This window comes from Paenirhizobium cremeum (assembly GCF_047553425.1).
In the GTDB taxonomy this organism is placed as follows: domain Bacteria; phylum Pseudomonadota; class Alphaproteobacteria; order Rhizobiales; family Rhizobiaceae; genus Allorhizobium; species Allorhizobium cremeum.
Genome location: NZ_CP180217.1, coordinates 142,547 through 165,602 on the forward strand (window position 1 = coordinate 142,547; position 23,056 = coordinate 165,602).

At 62.2% G+C, this 23,056-nt stretch carries 22 protein-coding genes; 9 read left to right on the plus strand and 13 right to left on the minus strand.

Annotated elements, in window-relative coordinates:
* Position 1 precedes the first annotated feature (1 nt).
* From ACLBKR_RS00715 to ACLBKR_RS00735, 5 genes are all read right to left on the minus strand, one after another.
* Complete coding sequence (locus ACLBKR_RS00715; protein WP_113448268.1) at positions 2–415, minus strand: tellurite resistance TerB family protein; 414 nt, start codon at positions 413–415, stop codon at positions 2–4.
* A gap of 72 nt (positions 416–487) precedes the next feature.
* Positions 488–1,210 (minus strand): thermonuclease family protein, encoded by a 723-nt coding sequence (locus ACLBKR_RS00720; protein WP_113486053.1) that lies wholly within the window; start codon positions 1,208–1,210, stop codon positions 488–490.
* A gap of 12 nt (positions 1,211–1,222) precedes the next feature.
* Positions 1,223–1,876: a helix-turn-helix transcriptional regulator gene (locus tag ACLBKR_RS00725; protein WP_112827785.1), complete on the minus strand. Its 654-nt coding sequence runs from the start codon at positions 1,874–1,876 to the stop codon at positions 1,223–1,225.
* A gap of 126 nt (positions 1,877–2,002) precedes the next feature.
* Positions 2,003–2,650 (minus strand): response regulator transcription factor, encoded by a 648-nt coding sequence (locus tag ACLBKR_RS00730; protein ID WP_112827786.1) that lies wholly within the window; start codon positions 2,648–2,650, stop codon positions 2,003–2,005.
* Positions 2,651–2,737: 87 nt separating this feature from the next.
* Positions 2,738–3,151 (minus strand): hypothetical protein, encoded by a 414-nt coding sequence (locus ACLBKR_RS00735; protein WP_113467159.1) that lies wholly within the window; start codon positions 3,149–3,151, stop codon positions 2,738–2,740.
* A gap of 101 nt (positions 3,152–3,252) precedes the next feature.
* Here ACLBKR_RS00735 and ACLBKR_RS00740 point away from each other — a divergent pair, with 101 nt between their 5' ends.
* Both ACLBKR_RS00740 and ACLBKR_RS00745 read left to right on the plus strand, forming a co-directional pair.
* Positions 3,253–3,633 (plus strand): DUF952 domain-containing protein, encoded by a 381-nt coding sequence (locus tag ACLBKR_RS00740; RefSeq protein WP_113444347.1) that lies wholly within the window; start codon positions 3,253–3,255, stop codon positions 3,631–3,633.
* Positions 3,633–4,721 (plus strand): quinone-dependent dihydroorotate dehydrogenase, encoded by a 1,089-nt coding sequence (locus ACLBKR_RS00745; protein ID WP_113448280.1) that lies wholly within the window; start codon positions 3,633–3,635, stop codon positions 4,719–4,721. The genes ACLBKR_RS00740 and ACLBKR_RS00745 overlap by 1 nt, the downstream gene beginning before the upstream one ends.
* Here the strand turns inward: ACLBKR_RS00745 and ACLBKR_RS00750 are convergent.
* The 3 genes from ACLBKR_RS00750 to ACLBKR_RS00760 are packed head-to-tail and all read right to left on the minus strand — an operon-like array spanning position 4,697 to position 6,851.
* A complete protein-coding gene (locus tag ACLBKR_RS00750) occupies positions 4,697–6,040 on the minus strand; it encodes an MATE family efflux transporter (RefSeq protein WP_113448266.1) in 1,344 nt (447 codons plus the stop codon). The genes ACLBKR_RS00745 and ACLBKR_RS00750 overlap by 25 nt on opposite strands.
* 33 nt (positions 6,041–6,073) lie before the next feature.
* Positions 6,074–6,583, minus strand: coding sequence for a CAP domain-containing protein (locus ACLBKR_RS00755; RefSeq protein WP_113448265.1), 510 nt, complete (start codon positions 6,581–6,583; stop codon positions 6,074–6,076).
* 1 nt (position 6,584) lies between these two features.
* Positions 6,585–6,851: a DUF6460 domain-containing protein gene (locus tag ACLBKR_RS00760; protein ID WP_112827790.1), complete on the minus strand. Its 267-nt coding sequence runs from the start codon at positions 6,849–6,851 to the stop codon at positions 6,585–6,587.
* A gap of 144 nt (positions 6,852–6,995) precedes the next feature.
* Here ACLBKR_RS00760 and ACLBKR_RS00765 point away from each other — a divergent pair, with 144 nt between their 5' ends.
* The 3 genes from ACLBKR_RS00765 (at position 6,996) to ACLBKR_RS00775 (ending at position 9,421) form a co-directional block, all read left to right on the plus strand.
* Complete coding sequence (locus ACLBKR_RS00765) at positions 6,996–7,940, plus strand: methyltransferase domain-containing protein (protein ID WP_113448264.1); 945 nt, start codon at positions 6,996–6,998, stop codon at positions 7,938–7,940.
* 117 nt (positions 7,941–8,057) lie between these two features.
* The gene (locus ACLBKR_RS00770) at positions 8,058–8,696 is read left to right on the plus strand and encodes a YitT family protein (RefSeq protein ID WP_112827792.1); all 639 of its coding nucleotides are present in this window, start codon (positions 8,058–8,060) and stop codon (positions 8,694–8,696) included.
* An 80-nt stretch (positions 8,697–8,776) separates the two neighbouring features.
* Positions 8,777–9,421: a YitT family protein gene (locus ACLBKR_RS00775; RefSeq protein WP_113448263.1), complete on the plus strand. Its 645-nt coding sequence runs from the start codon at positions 8,777–8,779 to the stop codon at positions 9,419–9,421.
* Positions 9,422–9,453: 32 nt separating this feature from the next.
* On the opposite strand, the gene ACLBKR_RS00780 is transcribed toward ACLBKR_RS00775, so the two are convergent.
* Complete coding sequence (locus ACLBKR_RS00780) at positions 9,454–9,915, minus strand: carboxymuconolactone decarboxylase family protein (RefSeq protein WP_113448262.1); 462 nt, start codon at positions 9,913–9,915, stop codon at positions 9,454–9,456.
* A gap of 13 nt (positions 9,916–9,928) precedes the next feature.
* Positions 9,929–10,441: an RrF2 family transcriptional regulator gene (locus ACLBKR_RS00785; protein ID WP_112827795.1), complete on the minus strand. Its 513-nt coding sequence runs from the start codon at positions 10,439–10,441 to the stop codon at positions 9,929–9,931.
* Between the two features lie 100 nt (positions 10,442–10,541).
* On the opposite strand from ACLBKR_RS00785, the gene ACLBKR_RS00790 reads away from it, so the two are divergent.
* Both ACLBKR_RS00790 and pdeM read left to right on the plus strand, forming a co-directional pair.
* On the plus strand, positions 10,542–13,043 hold the full coding sequence (locus ACLBKR_RS00790; protein WP_113466994.1) for a ligase-associated DNA damage response DEXH box helicase: 2,502 nt from the start codon (positions 10,542–10,544) through the stop codon (positions 13,041–13,043).
* Between the two features lie 16 nt (positions 13,044–13,059).
* A complete protein-coding gene (pdeM, locus tag ACLBKR_RS00795) occupies positions 13,060–13,785 on the plus strand; it encodes a ligase-associated DNA damage response endonuclease PdeM (RefSeq protein ID WP_112827797.1) in 726 nt (241 codons plus the stop codon).
* Positions 13,786–13,804: 19 nt separating this feature from the next.
* Here the strand turns inward: pdeM and ACLBKR_RS00800 are convergent, their stop codons facing one another.
* The 3 genes from ACLBKR_RS00800 to ACLBKR_RS00810 form a co-directional block, all read right to left on the minus strand.
* Positions 13,805–14,608: a TIGR02186 family protein gene (locus ACLBKR_RS00800; RefSeq protein WP_112827798.1), complete on the minus strand. Its 804-nt coding sequence runs from the start codon at positions 14,606–14,608 to the stop codon at positions 13,805–13,807.
* Between the two features lies 1 nt (position 14,609).
* Positions 14,610–15,527 (minus strand): sulfite exporter TauE/SafE family protein, encoded by a 918-nt coding sequence (locus ACLBKR_RS00805; RefSeq protein WP_112827799.1) that lies wholly within the window; start codon positions 15,525–15,527, stop codon positions 14,610–14,612.
* Between the two features lie 206 nt (positions 15,528–15,733).
* Positions 15,734–19,480 (minus strand): peptidoglycan-binding protein, encoded by a 3,747-nt coding sequence (locus ACLBKR_RS00810; RefSeq protein WP_414900271.1) that lies wholly within the window; start codon positions 19,478–19,480, stop codon positions 15,734–15,736.
* A 378-nt stretch (positions 19,481–19,858) separates the two neighbouring features.
* On the opposite strand from ACLBKR_RS00810, the gene ACLBKR_RS00815 reads away from it, so the two are divergent.
* Complete coding sequence (locus ACLBKR_RS00815) at positions 19,859–21,652, plus strand: acyl-CoA dehydrogenase C-terminal domain-containing protein (RefSeq protein ID WP_414900273.1); 1,794 nt, start codon at positions 19,859–19,861, stop codon at positions 21,650–21,652.
* A gap of 192 nt (positions 21,653–21,844) precedes the next feature.
* Positions 21,845–23,053, plus strand: coding sequence for an acetyl-CoA C-acetyltransferase (locus ACLBKR_RS00820; protein WP_112827802.1), 1,209 nt, complete (start codon positions 21,845–21,847; stop codon positions 23,051–23,053).
* Positions 23,054–23,056: the final 3 nt, after the last annotated feature.

The following is a 23,056-nucleotide window of genomic DNA, read 5'->3' on the forward strand; positions in this document are numbered from 1 at the left end:
CTCAGAGCGAACGGTAGCGGATGACGGCGGAATGTTCGATCGCCGCGCAGGTCAGCTTGTCCAGGTTGAGGCGGTCCCGAAGCAATTGCAGGAAGCGGATTTCTTCCGGCTTGACGGCAAGATCGACGGCCATGATCTCGACGGCGAGCGCATAGGCAGCGCGATAGGCATGAGGCGGCATCGCGTCCTTGATTGTCTCGAGTGCGATATCGAGACCTTCCTGCCCGGCGAGGATCTCCGCGCAGCGCTGCGAAACCTCGATCAACCGCTCCTTTTCGAAGCCTGCGAATACCGGAAGGATATCGATCAGTTGGCCGATCCGGCGCAGTTCTTTCTCGTTCATCGAGTTGTCGACGGCGGAGGCCATCACCATGACGAAGATAAGGGCGTCATGGGGCGTTACGCGGTTTGTCATCTGCTCAGGGTTCCTCGTTGTTTTGGCGGAGAGTAGGAAGTGAAGGCGCCACTTTCAAGTTCGACCCGCGGATCAGCGCGGATCGCCGCCGAACAGTCCAAGACGCGCCGAACGCGCCTTTTCGGTCAGCGGCCGAAGTGGTGAGCCCTGCGGGGTCTCGACCCAGCCGTTTTCCGCAAGCCAGGAGGAAAGGTCGATCTCTCCGAGCCGGCAACGGGTTTCAAGCGTTCCCTGCCATTCCGCGCCGTCGACGTCGCAGGTGACTGTGCGGTTTCTGATGAACAGCCGCTGCTGCGTGCGCGCCAGCATGCCGCATGGCCATTGCGTGCCTCCGGCGCCCGTGCATGTACGGGCCGGGTCCGTCGGCTCTATGTCGGCAAGCTTCAAGATTCTGTCCCCGAAGGTCAGAATGCCGGCTTCCGCGGTCTGCGGCCGAGGCAGGGCGATGCCTTCGCCTTGCCCCGTCGCGGTTTGTGTGCCGGAAGACTGCTGTGGTTGCGTCTGCGCAATGATGGTTCCGGTGGATGCGGCCTCCGCCGCATTTTCTTCAGGCAGGCCTGCGGACTGCTGTTCGCCATCCTGTGCCGTTGGTTCGAGCGCGGAGGATGCTTCCGACGAAATCTCCGGTTCCGCCGCCGGCGGAACATCTGTGATGTCGATAGTCTCCATGGTCGACGGATCGAACTCGGATGCGGTCTCTTCGGCCGTGCCGATATTGCGCGCACCCGCGACGACGGCGATCCCCCACAGCGTCAGGCCGGCAAATCCGATGACGAGCGTCGATGCTGATCGCATAGGTCGTAATTCCTATTGGCTTGCCCAGATGATGCGGGCGATCCACTCGACATCGGCCATGTCGAGATTGCGGTTCGGATGTTCGGGGTTGAGGGAGATGAGTTCGATCGCCTTTGCGGTCTGCCGCGCCAGCACCTTTGCCATCACCTCGCCCTCGCGGGTCTTGACTACCACCCGGTCGCCACGGCGCACTTGAGCGCCCGGCTCGACGATCAGAACGTCGCCGTCACGGTAAAGCGGCTTCATGCTGTCGCCCTGTACCTCAAGCGCGTAGACGCCGGCTTTCAGACCCGGCGCCGCCGGAAATTCGACGAGGTCCCAGCCCTGGCCGGCCGGAAATCCGCCATCGTCGAAGAACCCGCCGGCGCCTGCCTGCGCAAAGCCGAGAAGCGGGATCGATCCGGCCTGCGGCGGAAACGTGCCGTTCGGAACGCCGTCGCTCTGCATGTAGCTCATGAACTGGTCGATGCTGGCACCGGTTGCCTCCAGGACCTTGGAGATCGATTCCGTCGATGGCCAGCGCATGCGGCCGTCGGACGCGATCCGCTTGGATTTGTTGAACGACGTGGGATCGAGACCGGCGCGGCGCGCCAGTCCGGAGGGGGTCAGGTGATGCCGTTCGGCAAGCCTGTCGATCGCGGCCCAGATCTTGTCGTGCGAAAGCATTGTCGCCCATGCTCCAAGCCCTGACGGATTCCTTCCTGCCGGGCGCTGGCCGCGATTCTAGCGAAGCCGTTCCCTGGAGTAAAGACCAAAGAGGAATAAAATCCTCTTTGGTCCGCTGCCGGTCCGTCAGGCGACCATCGCCATGTTGATTTTGCTGAGCTGGATCACGGCCTGGGTACGGCTGTCGACCTTGAGCTTCAGCAGGATGGCCGAAACATGCGCCTTGATGGTCGCTTCCGAAACGCCGAGTTCATAGGCGATCTGCTTGTTGAGCAGTCCTTCGCCGAGCATGCCGAGAACACGGCTCTGCTGCGGCGTCAGCGTGCGCAGGCGATTGATGAGATCGGCGACATCCGGATCCTGTTCCTGCCCGCCATGATAGAATTTCGGGGTCCAGATATCGCCTTCGAGGACGGACTGGATCGCCGCGCGGATATCGTCGATGCCGGAGGATTTCGAGATGAAACCGGAGGCGCCGAGTTCAAGCGCACGGCGAATGGTGGTCGGATCGTCGGAGGCCGACACGATGACGATTGGTAGGCTGGCGAATTCGGCGCGCAACGCCATCAGGCCGGAAAAGCCGGAGACGCCGGGCATTGCGAGATCGAGCAGCAGCAGGTCCGCTTCCGGATGGGCGGATGCGGCCTTGCGGGCTGCCTCGAAATCACCGGCCTCGATGATCGTCTGTTCGCCTTCGAATCCCCCGACAGCCTGTCGAAGCGCTCCGCGGAAAAGCGGATGGTCGTCTGCAATGATGAAAGTGGATGCCGTCATGTCGAAGCCCCCTCCCAAGAGCGAAGTCCTTACGCCGCGCCGGCGGATGTTTTTCTTTTAGCCGCTACTGTGAATATATACAATAGTCTATGTTTTGTTCGAAGAACCATTCTCTTCTTGTTGCTTGAACTCTTCCACCAGTCCGAAGAAGGCGCGCATGAAGCGTTCCATGATGCCGATGGAGCGTTCGATCTCCTCGTCGGATGGCAGGTCCTTTCCCGATTTCGCAAGCGGTTGACCGTCTCCCAACGTCTTTTCGATCGCTGCGACTCTTTTCTCCAGACGGTCCAGTTCCTCTTCATAGGCCGCGCGTTCGTCGGCGGCCATCCGGCAAGTCAGCGTGCCATTTTTCTCCTGGCAAAGCGTCAGCGCGCCGGTCCTGCGGTCGAGCCGCACGAAACCCGAATCGGTCTTTTCGAGTGTGAAACGGGTGGTGTCGGCGTCCTGGGCAAGGGCCTGAGTGGCGCCACAGGCCAGCACACTCATCAGCGGCACTGCCATCAGACTTATCGGCTTCATGCATCTGTCTCCCGAAATGACCCGACACCGAAGGATGAAGCGGTGATGGGCGTGGACAAGCCGGGCACTTTCCGGCAAACCGCATGCATCGATCGCATCGGAGACGGAAGGACGCGCCCTTGCAACGCATCATATACAAGATCGTGCCGCAGGAATTATGGCAAGAGGCGCGGGCCGAAGGTATATTTCGCGGCGCGGCCATCGACCTTCAAGATGGCTATATTCACTTCTCGACGGCGGAGCAGGCCGTGGAGACGGCGCAGCGTCATTTCGCCGGTGTTGCCGGCCTGCTGCTGGTCGCCGTGGAGGCGGCGGCCCTCGGCGATGCGCTGCGTTACGAGCCATCGCGGGGCGGGGATTTCTTCCCGCATCTTTACGCCGACCTGCCACTTGGCGCCGTGCTTTGGGAAAAGCCGCTGGCGCTGAAGCCGGACGGCACCCATGACTTTCCGGAGATGGTATGATGATCGATGCATTCAAGACCTTCGCCCGCCGCGGACTCTTTCTTTTCGATGCCGAGACCGCACACGGTATGTCGATTGCCGCGCTGAAATCCGGCCTCCTGCCGGCCTGCCGCCAGTCCGAGGATTCCCGGCTTGCCGTAACGGTCGCGGGTCTCCGCTTCCCAAACCCGCTCGGCATGGCCGCTGGCTACGACAAGAACGCCGAAGTGCCGGACGCTCTCTTACGCCTCGGCTTCGGTTTCGCCGAAGTCGGCACGCTGACGCCGAAGCCCCAGTCCGGCAATCCGAAGCCGCGCATTTTCCGTCTGGAGCGGGACATGGCGGTCATCAACCGCCTGGGCTTCAACAATGAAGGCCATGAGGCGGCGTTTGCGCGTCTTTCCGCCAGGCAACCTTCCGGCATCGTCGGCGTCAACATCGGCGCCAACAAGGACAGCGCGGATCGCATCGGCGATTATGTCCTCGGTATCAGGCGCTTCCAGTCGGTTGCGGATTATTTCACCGTCAATATCTCGTCGCCGAACACGCCCGGCCTGCGCGACCTGCAGGCTCGCGAAAGTCTGGCGGCTCTCCTTTCCGCCGTTCTCGCGGCCCGCGACGAGGGTGCGAAGGCGACCGGCAAGCGGCGGCCGGTCTTCCTGAAGATCGCGCCGGATCTGACCGAAGAGGGCATGGACGATATCGCGGCGGAAGCGCTCGCTCATGATCTCGATGGCCTGATCGTTTCCAATACCACGCTGTCGCGGGAGGGGCTTGTCGAGCCTCGTCTTGCCGATGAGGCCGGAGGCTTGTCCGGGCGGCCGCTGTTCGAAAAGTCGACGGCGGTTCTCGCGCGCATGCGCAAGCGGGTCGGTGCCGCGCTTCCGATCGTCGGTGTTGGCGGTGTTTCGTCTGCCGAGACGGCACTGGAAAAGATCCGCGCGGGCGCCGACCTGGTGCAACTCTATTCCTGCATGGTGTATGAGGGGCCGGGTCTTCCCGGTAGCATCGTCCGAGGTCTCTCGTCGCTTATGGATCGGGAGAAGGTGAACTCGGTTTCGCAGTTGCGCGACACCAGATTGGATCACTGGCTGGCGATAAAGGTCTGAGCGAGCTTGCGCGGCAGGATCGCGGCAAGGGTGAGGCCGCGGAGTGCCAGAAAGACGTTCAGTGCCAGCCAGAGCCCGTGATTGCCGAGCGTCGGGGCAAATAACGCAAGCGCTGCGCAATAGCCGGCGAGTGCGAGCAGCATCATGTTGCGCATTTCGCGCGACCATGTTGCCCCGATGAAGACGCCGTCCATCTGGAAGGCGAGCGCACCGGTCAGTGCCGTGAGCGCTGCCCAGGGCAGAAAATCGCGCGCCAGCGCCCGCACGGGCTCAGAGGTGGTCATGACGTCGATCAGCGTGCCGCCGAGAACGAGGAAGAACAGGGCGCAGACCGAGGCAAGCCCGAACGACCAGATGGCCGTGAGCCGGATTGCCCGTTCGAAGCCGATGCGGAAACGGGCGCCGACGGCCCTTCCGGTAATCTGCTCGGCGGCGTTGGCCATGCCGTCGAGGAAGAAGCTTGCAATCAGGAAGAAATTCATCAGCAGCGCATTGGCCGCCAGCAGTTCCGGTCCGAAAAGCGTGCCGATCCGGGTCTGCAGCGTGAAGGCTGCCACCAGCGCCAGGGAACGGATCATGATGTCGCGGTTGATGGAAAACAGCGCTTTCAGCTTTTCGCGGGATAGAACGACCGGCAGCTTGGGGCGCGGGGTTCCGCGAAAGGCAAACAGCATGTAGGCGAGCCCGGCGATGAAGGCGACGGCTTCGCCCGCCAGCGTTCCCCAGGCAACACCGGCAATGCCGAAATCGAGCCAAAGCCCCAGCCAGATCGACAGGACGATGTTCACGCCGTTGAGCAGGATCTGCAGGGCAAGTCCGATGGAGCCCCGCCCCATGCCGAGCACCGAGCCCAGCAGGGTGAAGTTGCCGAGCGTCAGCGGCGCTCCAAGCACGCGGATAGCGAAATAGGTCGCAGTCGCCTCTGCAACCCGTCCTTCCGCACCCATCAGCATGATGCCGATGCGCAGGATCAATGGCGAAGCCGCAAGGACGACGACGCCGAGGCCGATTGACAGCAGAAAGGAGCGGTAGAAGACCGCCTGCTGTTCTACCCGATCAGCCCTACCGAGCGCCTGCGCGGTCAGTGCCGTGGTCGAGGCGCGTACGAAGCCGAAGGCGGCGAAGATCAGATCGAAGAGAACGGCTGCAATCGCCAGCCCCGCAAGAGCTTCCGCCGAACCGGTGCGTCCCACAACTGCCGTTCCGGTGAGACCCAGCAGTGGCGTGGTGACGAAGCCGAGCGTCATGGGGACGGCGATCGACAGCACCAGTCGATGTGTCACTGCGAAGGAGTTCTGCTGTCTGCCGGCCTGATCCATGCCATCGCTCTTTTCCGGCCTGACGGGAATCGCTCAGGCCGATAGCACCATGGCCCAGAAAGGCCTGTTGGCGGAAGAGGGCGCGTGGGCCACGGCAACGCCAAGCCCGTTATATTGGCCGAGCATGTTTTCGAGATGCTTCTTCGAGTCGATCCAGGCCTGTATCGCCCGCTCGACCGTGTCCTGGCCCGTTGCTATGTTTTCAGCGGCAGGCAAAGGCACTTCACCGGCTTTCATGCGGCTCAGAAAGCTGTCGTTGAAGCCGATCAGATGGGACATCTTGTCGGCCCTGGCCATACGTCGCGCCTGGAAGATCGCCGCCGTCTCCGCCGCCGGGTTCTTGGAAAGCGCGCCAAGTCCCTTCTTTGCGCGCAGCGCGTTGACGAGCGGAAGTGCCGCGTCCGTCTCGGGCTTGGCCGTGTCGTCCGAAACGGTCAGCACTTCCGTGCTGCGGCAGCCGGCAAGAGCGATCGCGAGCCCGCTGCCGGCAAGAATCAGCAGGCCGCGGCGCTGGAATGGCTGAGCGATGACGGAAAGCTGCATGTCAGTTGCGGCTATTGAAAAGACGAAGAACGATGAAAACCGGAATGACGACCGTCGCCCCGAGCAGGAGATAATCGCCGACCCGTCCGAGCGCGGCGAAGCCCCTGTACCAGAGTTCGAGGAAGAAATGACGGATGCCTTCCACGATGTCGAGCGGATAGATGCCGAAGACGGTCATGATGAAACCGACGATCAGCGATACGACCACAAGTTTGACGAGGGTCCGGCCCGGTGTGTCGCCCAGAAATCTGTTCACTCGATCCGACATGCAAATCTCCTGTTTCGCCTGAGATAGGTCGACTCTTCCGGTCCCGCAAGCGCGGTGCGCGGACGGCCGGCACGCAGCGCAGCAAATAGCTCTTGTGTTTTTCTCACGTATCGGTCAAGACCGCGCGCCGCCAGAGGTTTCATCATGCAGCCGACCCAGTTCTCGTCCGGCGACGTCATCGCCGACCGCCGCGCCGATTATGCCCGAATGCTTGCCGAAAGTGGCGATCCTGCGGCAGCAGCCGAATTGATGGAACAGGCGCTGGAACTGGCGCCCGGATGGGCCGCCGGCTGGCTGCGCTTTGCCGAATATCTGGAAAAGGCGGGAGACGGTAAGCGAGCGATAAAAGCCTTACGTAAAGTCGAGGAACTCGATGCGGAGGAAATCTTCGGCGCGCGGCTGAAACTCGCGCTGCTTGGCGCTGTCGATGTGCCGGTCCAACCTCCGAGCCGCTACGTCGAAGCGCTTTTCGACGATTATGCCGACCGCTTCGAGGCCGCCCTCGTCGAACGGCTCGATTACAGTGTGCCGCAGAAACTCTCGGCGCTTCTCGCGCGCTACCATGGCGACGCCCCGTCTTTCCGGCTTGCCGTCGATCTCGGCTGCGGAACCGGCCTTTTCGGCGTGGAGGTCCGTTCAATCGTGAAGCGTCTCGAAGGCTTCGACCTTTCCGTCAACATGCTGGCCAAGGCCGCGGAAAAGGGCGTCTACGATCTGCTCGGGCGCGCTGACCTTTCGCTCGATGCGGAAGGGTCCGGCCTGTTTGGCGCAGGGCTTGCCCGGCATCGTGCCGATCTGCTGACTGCGGCCGATGTGCTGATGTATCTCGGTGACCTTGATGCGGCCCTGTCGCTCGCAACCGAGTTGTCCCGGCCGGGTGCTCTCTTTGCATTTTCCGTCGAGGATGCCGGCACGGACGAGGGTTTCCATCTCGCGCCGTCGCTCCGCTATGCCCATTCTGAGGCGCATGTGCGCGCGAAGCTTGTCGCTGCGGGCTTCGAGGTCGCCGATATCGAGCGAACAGTCATTCGCATGGATGGCGGAAAACCCGTCTCTGGTATACTTTTTATTGCGGTGCGAAAGGCATGATCCGACCGAAAATTGCGAAGATTGCGATAGGTCAGTATTGCTTACGTATTGCGCTTGCGAACACCTGAATCTGCGCTACCCTAAAGCCATCGAAGCCCGGTATCCGGAGATGGTGGCATGGCACAGATCAGCAGCATGTTGGGTATCTGGAACACGAACCCCTCTCGTCACACACCCGTGGAAGATATACAGGGAATTCTGGCCGGGGCCATGATTTCCGCGCTAGGCCTCTACCTGCTGGCAAAGGTCGGTTTGCTGACCGGCGGCATGGCCGGGTTGGCCTTCGTGATCCATTACTGGAGCGGCGTGAGCTTCGGTCTTCTCTTCTTCCTGTTCAACCTGCCGTTCTATTGGCTTTCGCTGCGTCGCGTCGGGGTCGATTTCACCCTGAAGACCTTCGTCGCCGTCGGCCTGACTTCTTTCCTCGTCGAAATCGAGAGCCGTTTCCTCGTCATCGAGACGGTTGCGCCCTTCTGGGCCGCTGTGCTTGGCGGTCTGCTTCTCGGTTTCGGCCTTCTTGCGCTTTATCGCCACCGCGCAAGCCTTGGTGGCCTCGGCATTCTCGCGGTCTATATCCAGGATCGTTTCGGTATCCGCGCGGGCCTTGTCCAACTCGCCTTCGATCTCTGCATCATGGCGCTCGCCTTCGCGGTTCTCTCGCCCATGGTGGTTGCCTATTCGGTGGTCGGTGCTGTCGTGCTCAATCTCTTCCTTGCGATCAATCACCGTTCGGACCGCTACATCGCTCTCCGCTGAAACCTGTTCGCCTTGCCTCTTGAGCAATTGTCTCGGGCGCGATACCGAGACTGAAAGGCTTCAAAGGAGAGAGTCGGTTTATGGTGACAGGTGAGGTGAAGACGCGGTTAAAGGGCTTGCTGGCGTCTTCGGCCGAACGGCATTCGCTCGTCGACGATGTGCAGGGTGTGCTCGCCGGCAGCATGCTGGCGGCTCTCGGTGTTCTGTTGCTGTCGGGTGGAAAGCTGCTTTCAGGCGGAACGGCGGGCGTGGCCTTCCTGCTGCATTACCTGACGGAGACCGGCTTCGGCCCCATCTTCTTCGTCCTCAACCTGCCGTTCTATTATTTCGCCTACCGGCAACTCGGCGCGGCCTTCACCATCAAGACCTTTTCCGCTGTAGCCCTGACGTCGTTCCTCACAGCGACGCTGCCACGCTTCGTCTCGTTCTCCTCGCTCGACCCCCTGATCGCCGGGGTCTTCGGCGGGTTGCTCGTGGGAACAGGCATGTTGGCGCTCTTTCGCCACCGGGCGAGCCTTGGCGGGTTCGGCATCCTCGCGCTCTATCTGCAGGATCGCTTCGGCTGGCGCGCCGGACTGGTGCAACTCGGCTTCGATGGCCTCGTGCTGGTCTTTTCCTTTTTTGTCGCCACGCCCTTTATCATCTTCTGCTCGGTCATGGGCGCTGTCGTGCTCAATCTGACGCTTGCCATCAATCACCGGAAAGACCGCTACATCGCGATGTAACGGTCTTTCCGCTGGCATCAACCCGACTGGTATCAGGCCGCTACGGCCGGCTGGTCGACCGGGTGCTGGAAGCGAAAACCGATGGCAAGACGGTTCCAGACGTTAATCGTCCCGATAGCCACGGTGATGTTGGATATCTCCGTTTCGCTGAAATGCTCCCGCAGCGCCTGGAATTCGGCATCCGGTGCGCCGGTCCCGGCAATGTTGGTGACGGCATCGACCCAGCCCAGCAGGGCCCGTTCGCGCGGGGTGTAGACGGTCGATTCCCGCCACACGCTCATCAGGTTGATCCACTGCTCGGAAAGACCGTCGTGGCGGGATTCCTTCACATGCATGTCGACGCAGTAGGCGCAGCCGTTGATGATCGATGCCCGGAGCTTGATCAGGTGGATTTCGGCGCGGCTGAGGCCGCTGTTCTGCACGAAGAGTTCGAGTGCATAGACGGCCTTGAATGCGGCCGGGGATGCCTTCTGGAGATCGAGACGCGGATGCATGGCTTTCTTCCTTTCATTCCTGCCCCTGGCGGGCGGATTTGCGTTCGTTGATTTCGAGGAAGGCACAACCGCGGGCGGCGATACCTCCATCGTCGGTGGCGTTCAGATCCGAAATAAGATCCGCGATGCTCGTCTTCTTGAGCTCCGCCCGGTAGACGCGCTCGGCCGCCAGCATCGCAGCGGCAATCCCACAGGGTCTTTCGAAATACCGCCCGGGGAGGGGATTGGGTCCCCGTTGACGGATTTCCTGACAGCGAAAGGCTGGCTGGGGGCCTTCCACCGCAATCACGATGTCGAGCAGGGTGATCTCGTTCGGTTTGCGTGCAAGGCGATACCCGCCCTTGGGACCCGGAACCGTCGTCACCAGATCCGCAGCGGAAAGCGCCTGCAGGTGTTTCAGGAGATAGCTGGGAGAAACGCCGTGAAATTCCGCAAGCGCTGCCGCCGACAGGACGCCGTCCCCAGAAAGCGAAGCCAGCATGGTCATGCTGTGAATGGCCTGTTCAACGCCGTCGCCGAGTTTCATATCGTCATCTCCAAATCGTGGATAATAATTATCCGTGATTTGCGATGCTGTCAACAGCGCTTCTCTTTCGCGCTGCATGCACTAGGTTGACGCTGTGTTCATGAATCAGGCCGCCGATATGCCGCTGCCCGCTCCCTTCATCCGCTGGTTTGCGGAAAAGGGATGGCAGCCGCGTGCCCATCAGCTGGAACTTCTGCAAAGAGCGCGAGGCGGGGAAAGCCTCCTGCTGATCGCGCCGACTGGCGCTGGCAAGACGCTCGCCGGCTTCCTGCCGTCGCTCACGGAACTTGCCGAACGCGGACGTCTTCCGCCCGGCGCGCCGTTCACTGGCGTCCACACGCTCTACATCTCGCCGCTGAAGGCGCTTGCTGTCGATATCGAGCGCAATCTCATGAAGCCGGTATCGGAAATGGCATTGCCGGTCACGATCGAAAACCGCACCGGCGATACCCCCCAGGGCAAGCGCCAGCGCCAGAAGCTCAATCCGCCCGACATACTACTGACCACGCCCGAACAGCTGGCCCTGCTGCTTTCCCACTCGGATTCCGAACGCTTCTTCCGCGACCTGCGTTATGTGGTCTTCGACGAACTACACTCGCTGGTCACATCCAAACGCGGTCACCTGTTGTCGCTCGGGCTTGCGCGTCTTCGTCGCCTCGCACCCGATCTGCGCACCGTCGGTCTCTCGGCTACGGTGGCTGAGCCCATGGAGTTGCAGCGCTGGCTGGTTGGCCAGCCGCCGCGGGGGGCAAGCCATGCCGGGCTGATTACGGTGACCGGCGGCGCCAAGCCGGAGATCACAATCCTGAAGACCGAGGAACGTGTTCCTTGGTCCGGCCATTCGGCTCGCTATGCCATGCCGGAGCTCTATCAGGTGCTCAAGGAATTTCGGACGACGCTGATCTTCGTCAACACACGTTCGCAGGCCGAATTGCTGTTTCAGGAACTCTGGACGATCAACGACGACAACCTGCCCATTGCGCTCCATCACGGTTCGCTCGATGTCGCCCAGCGCCGCAAGGTCGAGGCAGCCATGGCCGACAACCGGCTCCGGGCCGTCGTCGCTACCTCAACGCTCGATCTCGGCATCGATTGGGGCGACGTCGATCTCGTGGTTCACGTTGGCGCGCCGAAAGGGGCATCGAGGCTTGCCCAGCGCATCGGCCGTGCCAACCACCGCATGGACGAACCGAGCCGTGCGATCCTCGTGCCGGCCAACCGTTTCGAGGTGATGGAATGTCAGGCGGCGCTGGATGCCAACTACGTGGGGGCACAGGACACGCCGCCCATCGGCGACGGCTCGCTCGACGTTCTGGCGCAGCATGTGCTCGGTATGGCCTGTGCGGCACCTTTCCTTGCCGATGACCTGTATGAGGAGGTGACGAGCGCTTCGCCTTATGCGCTGCTGCCGCGCGAGACCTTCGACCGTATCGTCGATTTCGTCGCCACCGGCGGCTACGCGCTCAGAACCTATGAACGCTATGCCCGCATCCGGCTGAACAGGGAGGGACGCTGGCGGGTTTCCAACCCCCAGGTCGCACAGCAATACAGGCTGAATCTCGGCACCATCGTCGAAATGCCGATGCTCAACATCCGGCTCGTCAAGCGCAACCATCTCGGCTCCATCGGCCGGGGCGGCATGTCGCTTGGCAAGGTCGAGGAGTATTTTCTGGAGCAGTTGAGCCAGGGAGACACCTTTCTGTTTTCTGGTAAGGTGCTCCGCTTCGAAGGCATCCGGGACAATGAATGCCTCGCTTCCAATGCCTTTTCTCAGGACCCGAAGATCCCGGCCTATGCCGGCGGCAAGTTTCCGCTCTCCACCTATCTCGCCGAACAGGTCCGTGCCATGCTGGATGATCCCGCCCGGCGGGCCGGCCTGCCGGATCAGGTCCGGGATTGGCTGGAAATCCAGCGGGAGAAGTCTATCCTGCCGAAGCGTAGCGAACTGCTGATCGAGACCTTTCCCCGCGCCAACCGCTTCTTTCTGGTCGCCTATCCATTCGAGGGACGGCTGGCTCATCAGACGCTCGGCATGCTGCTCACCCGCAGGCTTGAGCGAATGGGTGCGAAACCCCTCGGCTTTGTCGCGACCGACTATTCGCTGGCCGTCTGGGGGCTGGAGGACATGGGCGCCATGATCGCCTCTGCTCGCCTGCGCCTCGCCGATCTGTTCGACGAGGACATGCTGGGCGATGATCTCGAGGCGTGGCTCGACGAATCCTGGATGCTGAAGCGTACTTTTCGCACTTGCGCCGTCATCGCCGGCCTGATCGAAAAGCGGCATCCCGGCAAGGAAAAGAGCGGCCGGCAGGTGACGGTGTCGGCGGATTTGATCTATGACGTGCTGCGCAGCCACGAACCGGATCATATCCTCTTGGACGCGACGCGACAGGATGCCGCCGTGGGTCTTCTCGATATTGCCCGGCTCGGCGATATGCTAAAGAGAATCAAAGGGCATATCACCCACAAGCGGCTGGATCATATTTCGCCGCTCGCCGTGCCGGTGATGCTGGAGATCGGCCGCGAGCCGGTCGCTGGTGAAGCCCAGGAACACGTGCTTGCCGAAGCCGCAGACGATCTGATCGCCGAGGCCATGGCGTGAAGGAAAAGAACACCGCATGAACCGCCTGGCCCAACTCAAGGCTCCGGCCCTCGATGATCCCGATTACTCTGCCCGTTTCGTGCTGAACGGAGTGGAGGCGATCGCCGATGCCGGTGGCGTGCTGATCCTGCCAGAACTCGGCATGCTCGTCGTGTCGGACCTGCATCTCGAAAAGGGTGCCGCCTTCGCGCGCCGCGGCCTGTTGCTGCCACCCTATGACACGCTGTCGACGCTTCGCATCCTCGAAGCTGCGATTGCGCGACACGATCCGAAGATCGTTATCAGCCTGGGCGACAATTTCCACGATCCCGTCGGCTCCGCCCTGCTGCCGGCGCCGTTTCGCGAGAAGATCGCCGCCATGGCCCGGGGCCGCGAATGGATCTGGATCAACGGCAACCACGATCCCGACGGCATTGCCGACCTGCCGGGTATCTCCGCCGATGAAATCGTCTTCGGTGGCCTGACGTTTCGCCACGAGCCGAGCCTGATTGCCGGCAAGGGGGAGGTCTCGGGCCACCTCCATCCCTGCGCCACCGTGCGGCGAAGGGAAAAATCGGTGCGGCGCCCCTGTTTCGCGACCGATGGGCAGCGATTGCTGATGCCGGCTTTCGGGGTCATGACAGGAGGGCTCGACCTTCGCCACCGGGCGTTTGCCGGTCTGTTCGACCGGGCTGAACTCGTTGCCCATCTGCTCGGCCGCGACCGCATCTACTCCGTGCGCTTTGCCAACCTGCTCGGCTGATGGATGCGGGAACTCGCTATCAATCCTTGCGGAACAACAGGCTTGCACCCCAGCCGGTGACCAACGCCAGAAGTACGGAAAGCATGCCATAGGAGAGGGGATTTTCGTGGGCGGCTCTCGAAATCGAATCCTCGATACCAGTCTTGATGACCCGCAGCGCCAGTTCCTTCTCGCCGATGAATTCGCCGGTCTTGAACAAATAGGCATGCACGATGTGTACGCCATCGGGAATGTTTGCCGGTAGCCGCAGCGTCGCCTTGAACAGGCTGGAACTGACGAAGCGGACGCCGTTGGTGTCGCGCTGGTAGAGCCCGTGCGACTGCTTGATGCGACGGAAGGCGTCGCGGAATTCGGTGAGGTTGGCGTCGTAGCTGATATAGCCGGTCGGCGTCAGCGACAGATGGTCGATGCCGATGCCGAGACCCGTCAGTGTCTGAGCCGGCGCGATCTGTTCCACCGGGCGGGTACTCGCCAGCGAATAGGAGATCGGCATCCGCTCGAAGGTCATCGAGGTCCGGTTCATCCATATGCCGAACAGCCGGTCCTTGCGGCGTACCGTCGTTTCTTCCCGCGGGCCCTCCAGCGTCACCACAACGTCGTACTGGCCGATGGCCAGCAGCAATTGATCGGCATTGGTGAGCGCCCCGAAGATCGTAAGGTCTGCGCCGCGAAAATCCGAGGTGATGGCGATTTCGCTGGTCGATGTCCCGATATCCAGGCCTTCCTTACCCATCATGTCGCCGGCAAGCGGTATCTGCGCGAGACCGTGGGAGGCGGAGAAGAGGCCGGCTGCGATGGAGAGCGTTGCGAGGAGCCTGCGCATGTCAGCCTCCGATCGCGATCGAATAGAGGTCGTCCGGCGTCACCACCAATTCGATGGCGAGCCTCAGGCCCACGGCAAGGACCAGCAGGCCTAGCAGGGCGCGCAATTGTTCGCCGCGCAGCTTCTGGCCGACGCGAACGCCGTATTGCGCGCCGATCACGCCGGCAAGCATCAGGATGAAGGCGAGCACGATGTCGACGGAATAGTTGGTCGCGGCCTGCATCACAGTGGTGAAGGCGGTGGTGAAGATGATCTGGAACAGCGACGTGCCGACGACCACGCTTGTCGGGATGCGCAGGAGATAGATCATCGCCGGCACCATGATGAAGCCGCCGCCGACGCCCATGACGGAGGTCAGGATGCCGATGGCGAAGCCGAGACCGAGCACCGGCAGGACGCTCAAATAGATCTTCGACTTCTTGAAGCGCATCTTGAACGGCAGGCGATGCACCCAGTTGTGCTGCCCCGGTCGTTTCAGGCTGATCGGCTGGTTTTTCGCGGCCCGCCGCATGGCATTCAGGCTTTCCATCAGCATCAGGGCGCCGACCGTGCCGAGAAAGACGACGTAGAGCAGGGAGATGACAAGGTCGAGCTGGCCGAGCCGCCGGAGCCAGGAAAAGATCACGACACCGACCGAGGCGCCCGCTAGGCCCCCGATCAGCAGCACCGTGCCGAGTTTCACGTCCAGCGTGCCGCGGCGAAAATGGGTAATTGCACCGGAAACCGAGGAGGCGACCACCTGATTGGCACCCGTCGCAACGGCAACCACCGGCGGGATATTGTAGAAGATCAGGAGCGGCGTAATCAGGAAGCCGCCGCCGACGCCGAACATGCCGGAAAGGAAACCGACTGCCGCGCCCATCCCGAGAATGATGAAGATGTTCACCGACAATTCTGCTATCGGCAGGTAGATCGTCACGCTCGGGCCTCTGAATGCGTCTGCCCGCCGGAGCGAGCTGGTACAAAACGGGATCGGAAATGCGGCCGGTCTCAGGCAAAAGCTAAACGGGCTCAAGTCCTTGCCGGACTTGATCCCCGTCATTTCTCTTGCGCTCACAGGCCGGTCAAGTCAATTCGCGCTCAAGCCATACGCCGGCATTTTCCGATTTTTATGACCGTTAGCGACTATTTGTTGCGTTCCAGCAGCGCATTCACCAGCTTGTCGGTGACCTGACCCGTCGGCTGCTCGCCGATCGAGGTCTGGAAGGCCTTGATCGCGGCGGTGGTCTTGGCTCCCATCATGCCATCGGGTGTGCCAGCGTCGAAACCGTTCTTGTTCAGGATCGCCTGGATGTTGCGGATTGCCTTCTTCATGTCGACGCTCGCGGTCTTCAGGCCCTTGCCTGCCCATTCGTCCGGTGTGTTGGCCGTATTGGCATCTGGGTTGAGCGGCTTCGGCTTCCAGAGATCGACTTGCGCGCGGGCGCGCTCGAGCTGTTCCGGCCGCATGGCGTTCGCGACCTCGTCGCGCTTTTGCGCTGCGTCCTTGTCACCGTCTCTCGCTGCGATCGCGAACCACTTGTAGGAAGCCTCGAGATCCTGCTGCACGCCGTTGCCGCGCGCATAGAGGATGGCTAGGTTGAACTGGCTGTCCGATACGCCGTATTCGGCGGCCTTCGAGAACCATTCCACCGCCTTTGCATAGTCCTGGCCGCCATCGGCGCCGGATGCGAAGAGCACGGCGAGATTGTGCATGGCGCTGGCATTGCCCGCTTCAGCCGCCTGCTGGTAGAGGCTCTTGGCCTTGGCGATGTCGCGTGGAACGCCTGTGCCCTTTTCGTAGAGGTTGGCGAGCCGGTATTGCGCCGGCACGAAGCCGCGGTCAGCGGAAAGCTGATACCATTTTGCCGCCTCGGCGAAATCGCTGGCCACACCGCGGCCTTCCGTATAGCGGGCTCCGATTTCGAAAAGTGCGATCGGATCGCCTTCCTTCGCGGCAATGGCAAGCGAGGGCGGCGAGATTGCGTCCGGAACGACAATCGCGACGGCCGGAGCGGTTTCCGACTGCGGAGGCTGCACCGGCGTGTTGTCCGTCGTCTCTGCCGTCTGGGCCTCTCCGGTCGCAGGCGCGAAGGCGGCGCTGTCCTGCTGGCTGTCCTCGGTCGCGGGCTGTAGCGTCGAAAGAGCGTCGCCGCTGTCAAGCGGCGCCTGTTCCACACGTGCAACCGGAGCCGCCGGAACGGGTTCGGAAGCGCCGGTTGCCTCTGAAGCGGGCGGAGCGATGGCCGCGGCGACATTGGTTTCCGGCCGCTCTTCCACGGGTGCGGTGGCCGGCGCCATGCCGCTTTCCTGCGGCTTCGGCGTCTCGATGACGACGGGCGGCGCCTTCTCGCCACGGATGAGGGTCGTGACGAGCGGCATTGCCATGGCGGCGAGCAGGATTGCACCGACGGCCATCAGGATCGGACGGCGATAACGGGCAAAGCCCGTAAGCGCGGCGGCGCCGGGCTTGGCGCCGCGCACACTCTTCTGGCTGAGGTCCATTTCCTGGGCGGCGGCCTGCGCTGCGCGCCGAGCGGCGGCGATGTAGTCGGCCCGGTCTGCCTCTCCTGCGGGAGCACCGCTCTCGTTCTTCGCCTGGCTGGCGCGCACGCGCTCCAGGATCTTGCGGACGTCGGGAGCCCCGGAGCCGGGCTCCAGCAGTTCGTTTGCCTGTTCAGGCGGCAGCATATCGGAGGGATCGATCGACGGCGTCGGATCGATCACCTGCCGGCCTGCCACCGGCTCCTCATTCTTCTTCTGGCCGGGAAGGAAGCGCTTGCCCAATCCGGCGAGCAGGCTCGGCTTGCCCGGTTTCCTGTCGGATCGCGCTGCCTCGATGACTGGCAGGGCCGTCATCGTCGCTTCGACGGCTGGCGCCTCGATATGTGGAACATCATTCCGGCCGGTGTCTGCCGTTTCCATGGCATGAGCGGCGAGGGGAGCCCGGATCGACGGTTCCTCTGCCATAGAGGGCGTTTCGACGGATTGCGACGGTTGGCGGAAGGGAACCTGTGGCTCCTCGAAATGGGCCGTGCGGTCATCGATCTGGTCGAGCCGGTTCGCGATCTGCACAAGGGTATCGTGCAGCGCTTCGAAGGTGCGATGAGTGCGTTCCTCGGAGTTCCGGCTGAAATCCTCAAGATTGCGCAGATGCTCTGAAAGCGCCGAGAGTGCGGCGATATCCGCCAACCCGGCGGCCCCTTGCGCCGGAAGCCGCTGCGCATAGCTTTCCATAACGGTCTCGGCGGCCTGCCGGGCGGCTTCGATGATGTATTCGTCACTCGTCGCCATATAGTCTTCGAGCGCCGAGATACGTTCCGCAACCGCATCATCTATGCCGCCACCCGTCGACGGCCTGGCGATCAGCGTGGAAAGATGGGCAATCTGCTCTTCCAGTCCCCGCAGGCTGGCGCTTTCGCCGGCCGGTACGCCGGCATTCTCCTCGATGCGGTCGACCACGGCATTCAGACGGTCCTCGAGCCCGCGCAACAGGCTGTCGTCGATACGCGCGACGGCGGGCTGCGGTACTTCCAGTCCTTCGATGCGGCGTGCGAGAAGCTCCAGCCTGTCTGCCAGCCTGTCGTTGACGGCGCCGTGATCCAAAGCGTCGATCTTGCGGGAGATGTCAGCCAGATAGCCGGTCAGTTCCGGCTGCGGCACCGGCGCCTGGGTGCGCTCCAGCATGTGCGAGAGCATGTCCAGCCGTTCCTCGAGATGGCTTGCGGTGCGGGCTTCGGACAGTTGCTCGATGCGGCCGGTCAGCGACTCGATGCGCCGGGCAAGATCCGAGGCAGGCTGTTCTTCGGTGGCCCGACGATTGGCAAAGGCCTCGATCTGGTGGGCGAGTCCGGTAATCCGGTCTTCGAGACGCTGAAAAAAGCCGTTGTCCGGGCCGCCGGAATTACGTGCGCTGGCCACGATGGCGCGGCTGATCTCGTCCAGCCGCATGTCGATGCCGGCGAACTGTTCGCTCATCATCCGCTCGCTGGGGTCGATATGCGAACCGATCTGCTCGAGCGCGGTCGCGACCTTCATCAGCTTGTCTTCGAGCGCGTGGAGGGCGCGGTTGTCGCCGGTGCGTCCGATATGGCTTTTGATGTCGTCGAGACGGTCTGCAAGACGCACCAGTTCCTCGCGCATTGCAGCCGGATCGGCGTCGCTGATTTTTTCCTCGATATGGCTCCAGCGATTGTCCATGCGGCGCACGGAATCCTCGCGGGCAAGTCCGTCCATGAGAGAGCGAAGCTCCTCGAATTCCTCGCGCAGACCGTCAGCGCCCGGAGCGCGTGACAGGCTGAGATGCTGAATGCTCTCTGCGAGACGGGCGATATCGTTGCGCAACGCCTCCGAGGGCCGCTGGTCTTCGGCGAGCGCGCGTATGCTGCGCATCTCTGCGCGCAGGGTGCCGACTTCGCGCGAAAGGCTCTCGGAAATGTCCTGCTTCAGTTCCTGGCGCAATCCGAGCAGGGCCTGCGTGATTTCACGGGTCATGGTGTCAGGGCTCGCGACTGCCGAAGCCGCGCCGTAAGGCGAGGGTGGGTTTTGGCGGAACGGCGCCTGCCGCGGGCGGTCTTCCTGCGGGTCGTAAGCGCGGCCGTAACCAGCAGTCGTCCGCTCGGCGGGGCGCTGGCGGCTGTCTTCCAGAGCGCGCTGGCGCTGGCGTATTTCGGCAAGCGGATCCGTCGAGGCTTCGCGCGCGGGCCGCGCATAGCGATCGTCGCCGCGCTCACGATAGGCTTCGCGCGCAATGTCCTCCGCGAGACGTCCGCGAGACGAGGTGGTTCCCATCAGTCCTTCGATCCTCGCTTCCAATCCCTCGATCGTGCGGCTCAGCGCATCAAGCGACGAAGATCCGCCGGGGCGGGAAGAAGTGGATCGCGATCCGTTCATGGTCTTGCTCGCTTCGAAAATGCACCTTCGGTTGGGCTGAAGGTGAACAATTGGGGCCGACGATGCGCATTTTCGCCTGTTTCGGCGGTGGTGCCGACTCAATGCGATCACGGATTGCGGATCATCACCTTTCTCCGGCCACAATTCATGAAACGTGGTAAACAAGCCGTTAACCTGCCTGAAAATTTTTTAACGTTTGAGCGATAAGATCCGGCGGCTAGTGGGCGGATTAACTCCTTCGGGTGAGGTGTGGGGGAGTGTCAGCACAGCAAAAATGCGGTTGCATCCAGATTTTGACGTTTACGCGCACGTCAATTATTTGTATAAGCATGAACTATGCCGGCCTGCCCGGTTTCAAGTCTCGGAGGAAGATGATCCATGCCTGTCTACAAGGCTCCCGTAAACGACACGCTTTTCGTTCTGAACAATGTTCTTGGCCTCGAGCGCTACCACAACCTGCCCGGGTTCGAGGATGCGACGCCGGACATGGTCGAAGCGATCGTCGGGGAGGCCGCGAAGCTTGCAGAGGAACAACTTTTCCCGCTCAACCTTTCCGGCGACCAGGAAGGATGCAAGCGCCACGACGATGCGAGCGTCAGCGTTCCGAAGGGTTTCAAGGAAGCCTATGATGCCTATTGCCAGGGCGGCTGGATCGGCCTTGCCGTGCCGCAGGAATTCGGCGGGCAGGGCCTGCCCTACACCCTTCACGCCGCTGTCGGCGAATACATGTCGTCCGCCAACATGGCACTGATGATGTATCCCGGACTGACCCAGGGCGCGATTGCAGCCATCCTCGTCCACGGCTCGGAAGAGCAGAAGCAGACCTATCTGCCGAAGATGGTCGAGGGCACCTGGTCGGGCACGATGAACCTGACGGAACCCCATTGCGGCACCGACCTCGGCCTGCTGCGCACCAAGGCCGTTCCGAACGGCGACGGCAGCTACAGGATCTCCGGCCAGAAGATCTTCATCTCCGCCGGCGAACACGGCATGACCGACAACATCATTCATCTGGTGCTTGCCCGCATCGAGGGCGCGCCCGAGGGAACCAAGGGCATCTCGCTCTTCATCGTGCCGAAATACATCGTCAACGAAGACGGTTCGCTCGGTGCGCGCAACGGCGTTTCCTGCGGTGCGATCGAGCACAAGATGGGCATTCACGGCAACGCCACCTGTGTCATGAACTATGACGAGGCGACCGGCTTCCTGATCGGTCAGGAAAACAAGGGCCTCTCCGCCATGTTCGTCATGATGAACGAGGCCCGACTCGGCGTCGGCCTGCAGGGCCTTTCCATTGCCGAAGTCGCCTACCAGAACGCCGCCAACTATGCCCGCGAGCGCATTCAGGGTCGTTCGCTTTCCGGCGTCAAGGCGCCGGACAAGAAGGCCGATCCGATCATCGTCCATCCGGACATTCGCCGTTCGCTCCTGACCATCAAGGCTTTCACCGAAGCCGGCCGCGCCTTCACGCTCTGGACCGCGCTGCAGTCCGATATCGCCCATCGCTCCGGCGATGAGAAGGAAAAGCAGGCAGCCGACGATCTGCTTGGCCTGATGACGCCCATCCTGAAGGGCGTGTTGACGGACAAGGGCTTCGATCACGCCGTCATGGCGCAGCAGGTCTTCGGCGGTCACGGCTATATCGAAGAACATGGCATGAGCCAGTATGTCCGCGATGCCCGTATCGCCATGATCTATGAGGGCGCAAACGGCATTCAGGCGCTCGACCTGGTCGGCCGCAAGCTCGGCATGAACGGCGGCCGCGCCGTCATGGCGCTGTTCAACGAGATCGGTGCCTTCTGCGAGGAAAACCGCAGCGACGAGAACCTCGTCCTCTACACCAAGGGACTGAAGAAGGGCCTGAACGACCTGCAGGCCGCGACCATGTGGTTCATGCAGAACGCCATGGCCAAGCCGGACAATGCCGGTGCCGGCTCCACCGACTACATGCACCTCTTCGGCCTCGTCGTCCTCGGCTACATGTGGGCGAAGATGGCGAAATCCGCCAACGAGGCTCTTGCCGCCGGCAATGGCGATGCAGACTATTACCGGAACAAGCTTCTGACCGGCCGCTTCTACATGGAGAAGATCATGCCGGAAACGGCACTGCGCAAGACCCGTATCGAGGCTGGCAGCGACAGCCTGATGGAGATGACGGCGGAAGCATTCTGAGGATTTGCCCCTCACCCTGGCCCTCTCCCCGTGCACGGAGAGAGGGAACTTGCCCTAAATGCGGCACGGAGAGGTCGGCAATCGTCCTTCTCCCCGTCAGGACGGGGAGAAGGTGCCGGCAGGCGGATGAAGGGGCCATCATCGTATGGCCAGCAACAATTCGGCGCTTGAGCGCCAAAGGGAGAGAGAACGATGACAGAAGTCTTCATTTACGACCACGTGCGCACGCCGCGCGGGCGCGGCAAGAAGGACGGCTCGCTGCACGAAGTGCCGTCCGTGCGTCTTGCGGCCAAGTCGCTGGAAGCGATCCGCGACCGCAACGGTCTTGATACCGCGACCGTCGACGACATCATCATGGGCTGCGTCGATCCGGTGATGGACGCCGGCGCCGTGATCCCGAAGGCGGCGGCTTTCGAGGCGGGCTATTCGAACAAGGCCCCGGGCATGCAGATTTCGCGCTTCTGCGCATCCGGTCTCGATGCCGTGAATTTCGCCGCCGGCAAGGTGAAGGCGGGCTCGGACGATATCGTCATTGCAGGCGGCGTCGAGAGCATGTCCCGCGTCGGCATGGGCATGTCGGGCGGCTCCTGGTACATGGACCCGTCGGTCAACTTCCCGGCCTATTTCATGCCGCAGGGCGTCTCCGCAGACCTGATCGCCACCAAATACGGCTTTAGCCGCGATGATGTCGACGCCTATGCCGTGGAAAGCCAGAAGCGCGCCGCCCATGCCTGGGAAAAGGGTTACTTCTCCAAGTCCGTCATTCCGGTGAAGGACATCAACGGCCTGACCATCCTCGACAAGGATGAGCACATGCGGCCGGGCACTGACATGCAGGCTCTGGCCCAGCTTCAGCCCTCGTTCCAGATGCCGGGTGAAATGGGCGGCTTCGAAGCCGTCGGCATCCAGGCCCATCCCGAAATCGAACGCATCAACTATGTCCATCACGCCGGTAACTCGTCGGGCATTGTCGATGGCTCGGCCGCCGTGCTGATCGGCTCGAAGACTGGCGGCGAGACCATGGGCATCAAGCCCCGCGCCCGTATCAGGGCTTTCGCCAATATCGGTTCCGATCCGGCGCTGATGCTGACCGGCCCGGTCGACGTCACCGAGAAGCTCCTCGCCAAGACCGGCATGAAGATTTCGGATATCGACCTGTTTGAGCTTAACGAAGCTTTCGCCGCTGTCGTGCTTCGCTTCATGCAGGCCTTCGAAGTCGACCACTCGAAGATGAACGTTAACGGCGGTGCGATCGCCATGGGCCATCCGCTCGGTGCCACCGGCGCGATGATTCTCGGCACGGTGCTGGACGAACTGGAGCGCCGTGACCTGAATACGGCACTCGTCACGCTCTGCATCGGCGCCGGCATGGGCACCGCAACCGTCATCGAACGCGTCTGATTT

What these genes read in the sequence shown, in the direction of transcription:
- ACLBKR_RS00715 (WP_113448268.1), bottom strand. Translation starts at nt 415, where the DNA reads ATGACAAACCGCGTAACGCCCCATGACGCCCTTATCTTCGTCATGGTG.
- ACLBKR_RS00720 (WP_113486053.1), bottom strand. Translation starts at nt 1,210, where the DNA reads ATGCGATCAGCATCGACGCTCGTCATCGGATTTGCCGGCCTGACGCTG.
- ACLBKR_RS00725 (WP_112827785.1), bottom strand. Translation starts at nt 1,876, where the DNA reads ATGCTTTCGCACGACAAGATCTGGGCCGCGATCGACAGGCTTGCCGAA.
- ACLBKR_RS00730 (WP_112827786.1), bottom strand. Translation starts at nt 2,650, where the DNA reads ATGACGGCATCCACTTTCATCATTGCAGACGACCATCCGCTTTTCCGC.
- ACLBKR_RS00735 (WP_113467159.1), bottom strand. Translation starts at nt 3,151, where the DNA reads ATGGCAGTGCCGCTGATGAGTGTGCTGGCCTGTGGCGCCACTCAGGCC.
- ACLBKR_RS00740 (WP_113444347.1), top strand. Translation starts at nt 3,253, where the DNA reads ATGCATCGATCGCATCGGAGACGGAAGGACGCGCCCTTGCAACGCATC.
- ACLBKR_RS00745 (WP_113448280.1), top strand. Translation starts at nt 3,633, where the DNA reads ATGATCGATGCATTCAAGACCTTCGCCCGCCGCGGACTCTTTCTTTTC.
- ACLBKR_RS00750 (WP_113448266.1), bottom strand. Translation starts at nt 6,040, where the DNA reads ATGGATCAGGCCGGCAGACAGCAGAACTCCTTCGCAGTGACACATCGA.
- ACLBKR_RS00755 (WP_113448265.1), bottom strand. Translation starts at nt 6,583, where the DNA reads ATGCAGCTTTCCGTCATCGCTCAGCCATTCCAGCGCCGCGGCCTGCTG.
- ACLBKR_RS00760 (WP_112827790.1), bottom strand. Translation starts at nt 6,851, where the DNA reads ATGTCGGATCGAGTGAACAGATTTCTGGGCGACACACCGGGCCGGACC.
- ACLBKR_RS00765 (WP_113448264.1), top strand. Translation starts at nt 6,996, where the DNA reads ATGCAGCCGACCCAGTTCTCGTCCGGCGACGTCATCGCCGACCGCCGC.
- ACLBKR_RS00770 (WP_112827792.1), top strand. Translation starts at nt 8,058, where the DNA reads ATGGCACAGATCAGCAGCATGTTGGGTATCTGGAACACGAACCCCTCT.
- ACLBKR_RS00775 (WP_113448263.1), top strand. Translation starts at nt 8,777, where the DNA reads ATGGTGACAGGTGAGGTGAAGACGCGGTTAAAGGGCTTGCTGGCGTCT.
- ACLBKR_RS00780 (WP_113448262.1), bottom strand. Translation starts at nt 9,915, where the DNA reads ATGCATCCGCGTCTCGATCTCCAGAAGGCATCCCCGGCCGCATTCAAG.
- ACLBKR_RS00785 (WP_112827795.1), bottom strand. Translation starts at nt 10,441, where the DNA reads ATGAAACTCGGCGACGGCGTTGAACAGGCCATTCACAGCATGACCATG.
- ACLBKR_RS00790 (WP_113466994.1), top strand. Translation starts at nt 10,542, where the DNA reads ATGAATCAGGCCGCCGATATGCCGCTGCCCGCTCCCTTCATCCGCTGG.
- pdeM (WP_112827797.1), top strand. Translation starts at nt 13,060, where the DNA reads ATGAACCGCCTGGCCCAACTCAAGGCTCCGGCCCTCGATGATCCCGAT.
- ACLBKR_RS00800 (WP_112827798.1), bottom strand. Translation starts at nt 14,608, where the DNA reads ATGCGCAGGCTCCTCGCAACGCTCTCCATCGCAGCCGGCCTCTTCTCC.
- ACLBKR_RS00810 (WP_414900271.1), bottom strand. Translation starts at nt 19,480, where the DNA reads ATGAACGGATCGCGATCCACTTCTTCCCGCCCCGGCGGATCTTCGTCG.
- ACLBKR_RS00815 (WP_414900273.1), top strand. Translation starts at nt 19,859, where the DNA reads ATGCCTGTCTACAAGGCTCCCGTAAACGACACGCTTTTCGTTCTGAAC.
- ACLBKR_RS00820 (WP_112827802.1), top strand. Translation starts at nt 21,845, where the DNA reads ATGACAGAAGTCTTCATTTACGACCACGTGCGCACGCCGCGCGGGCGC.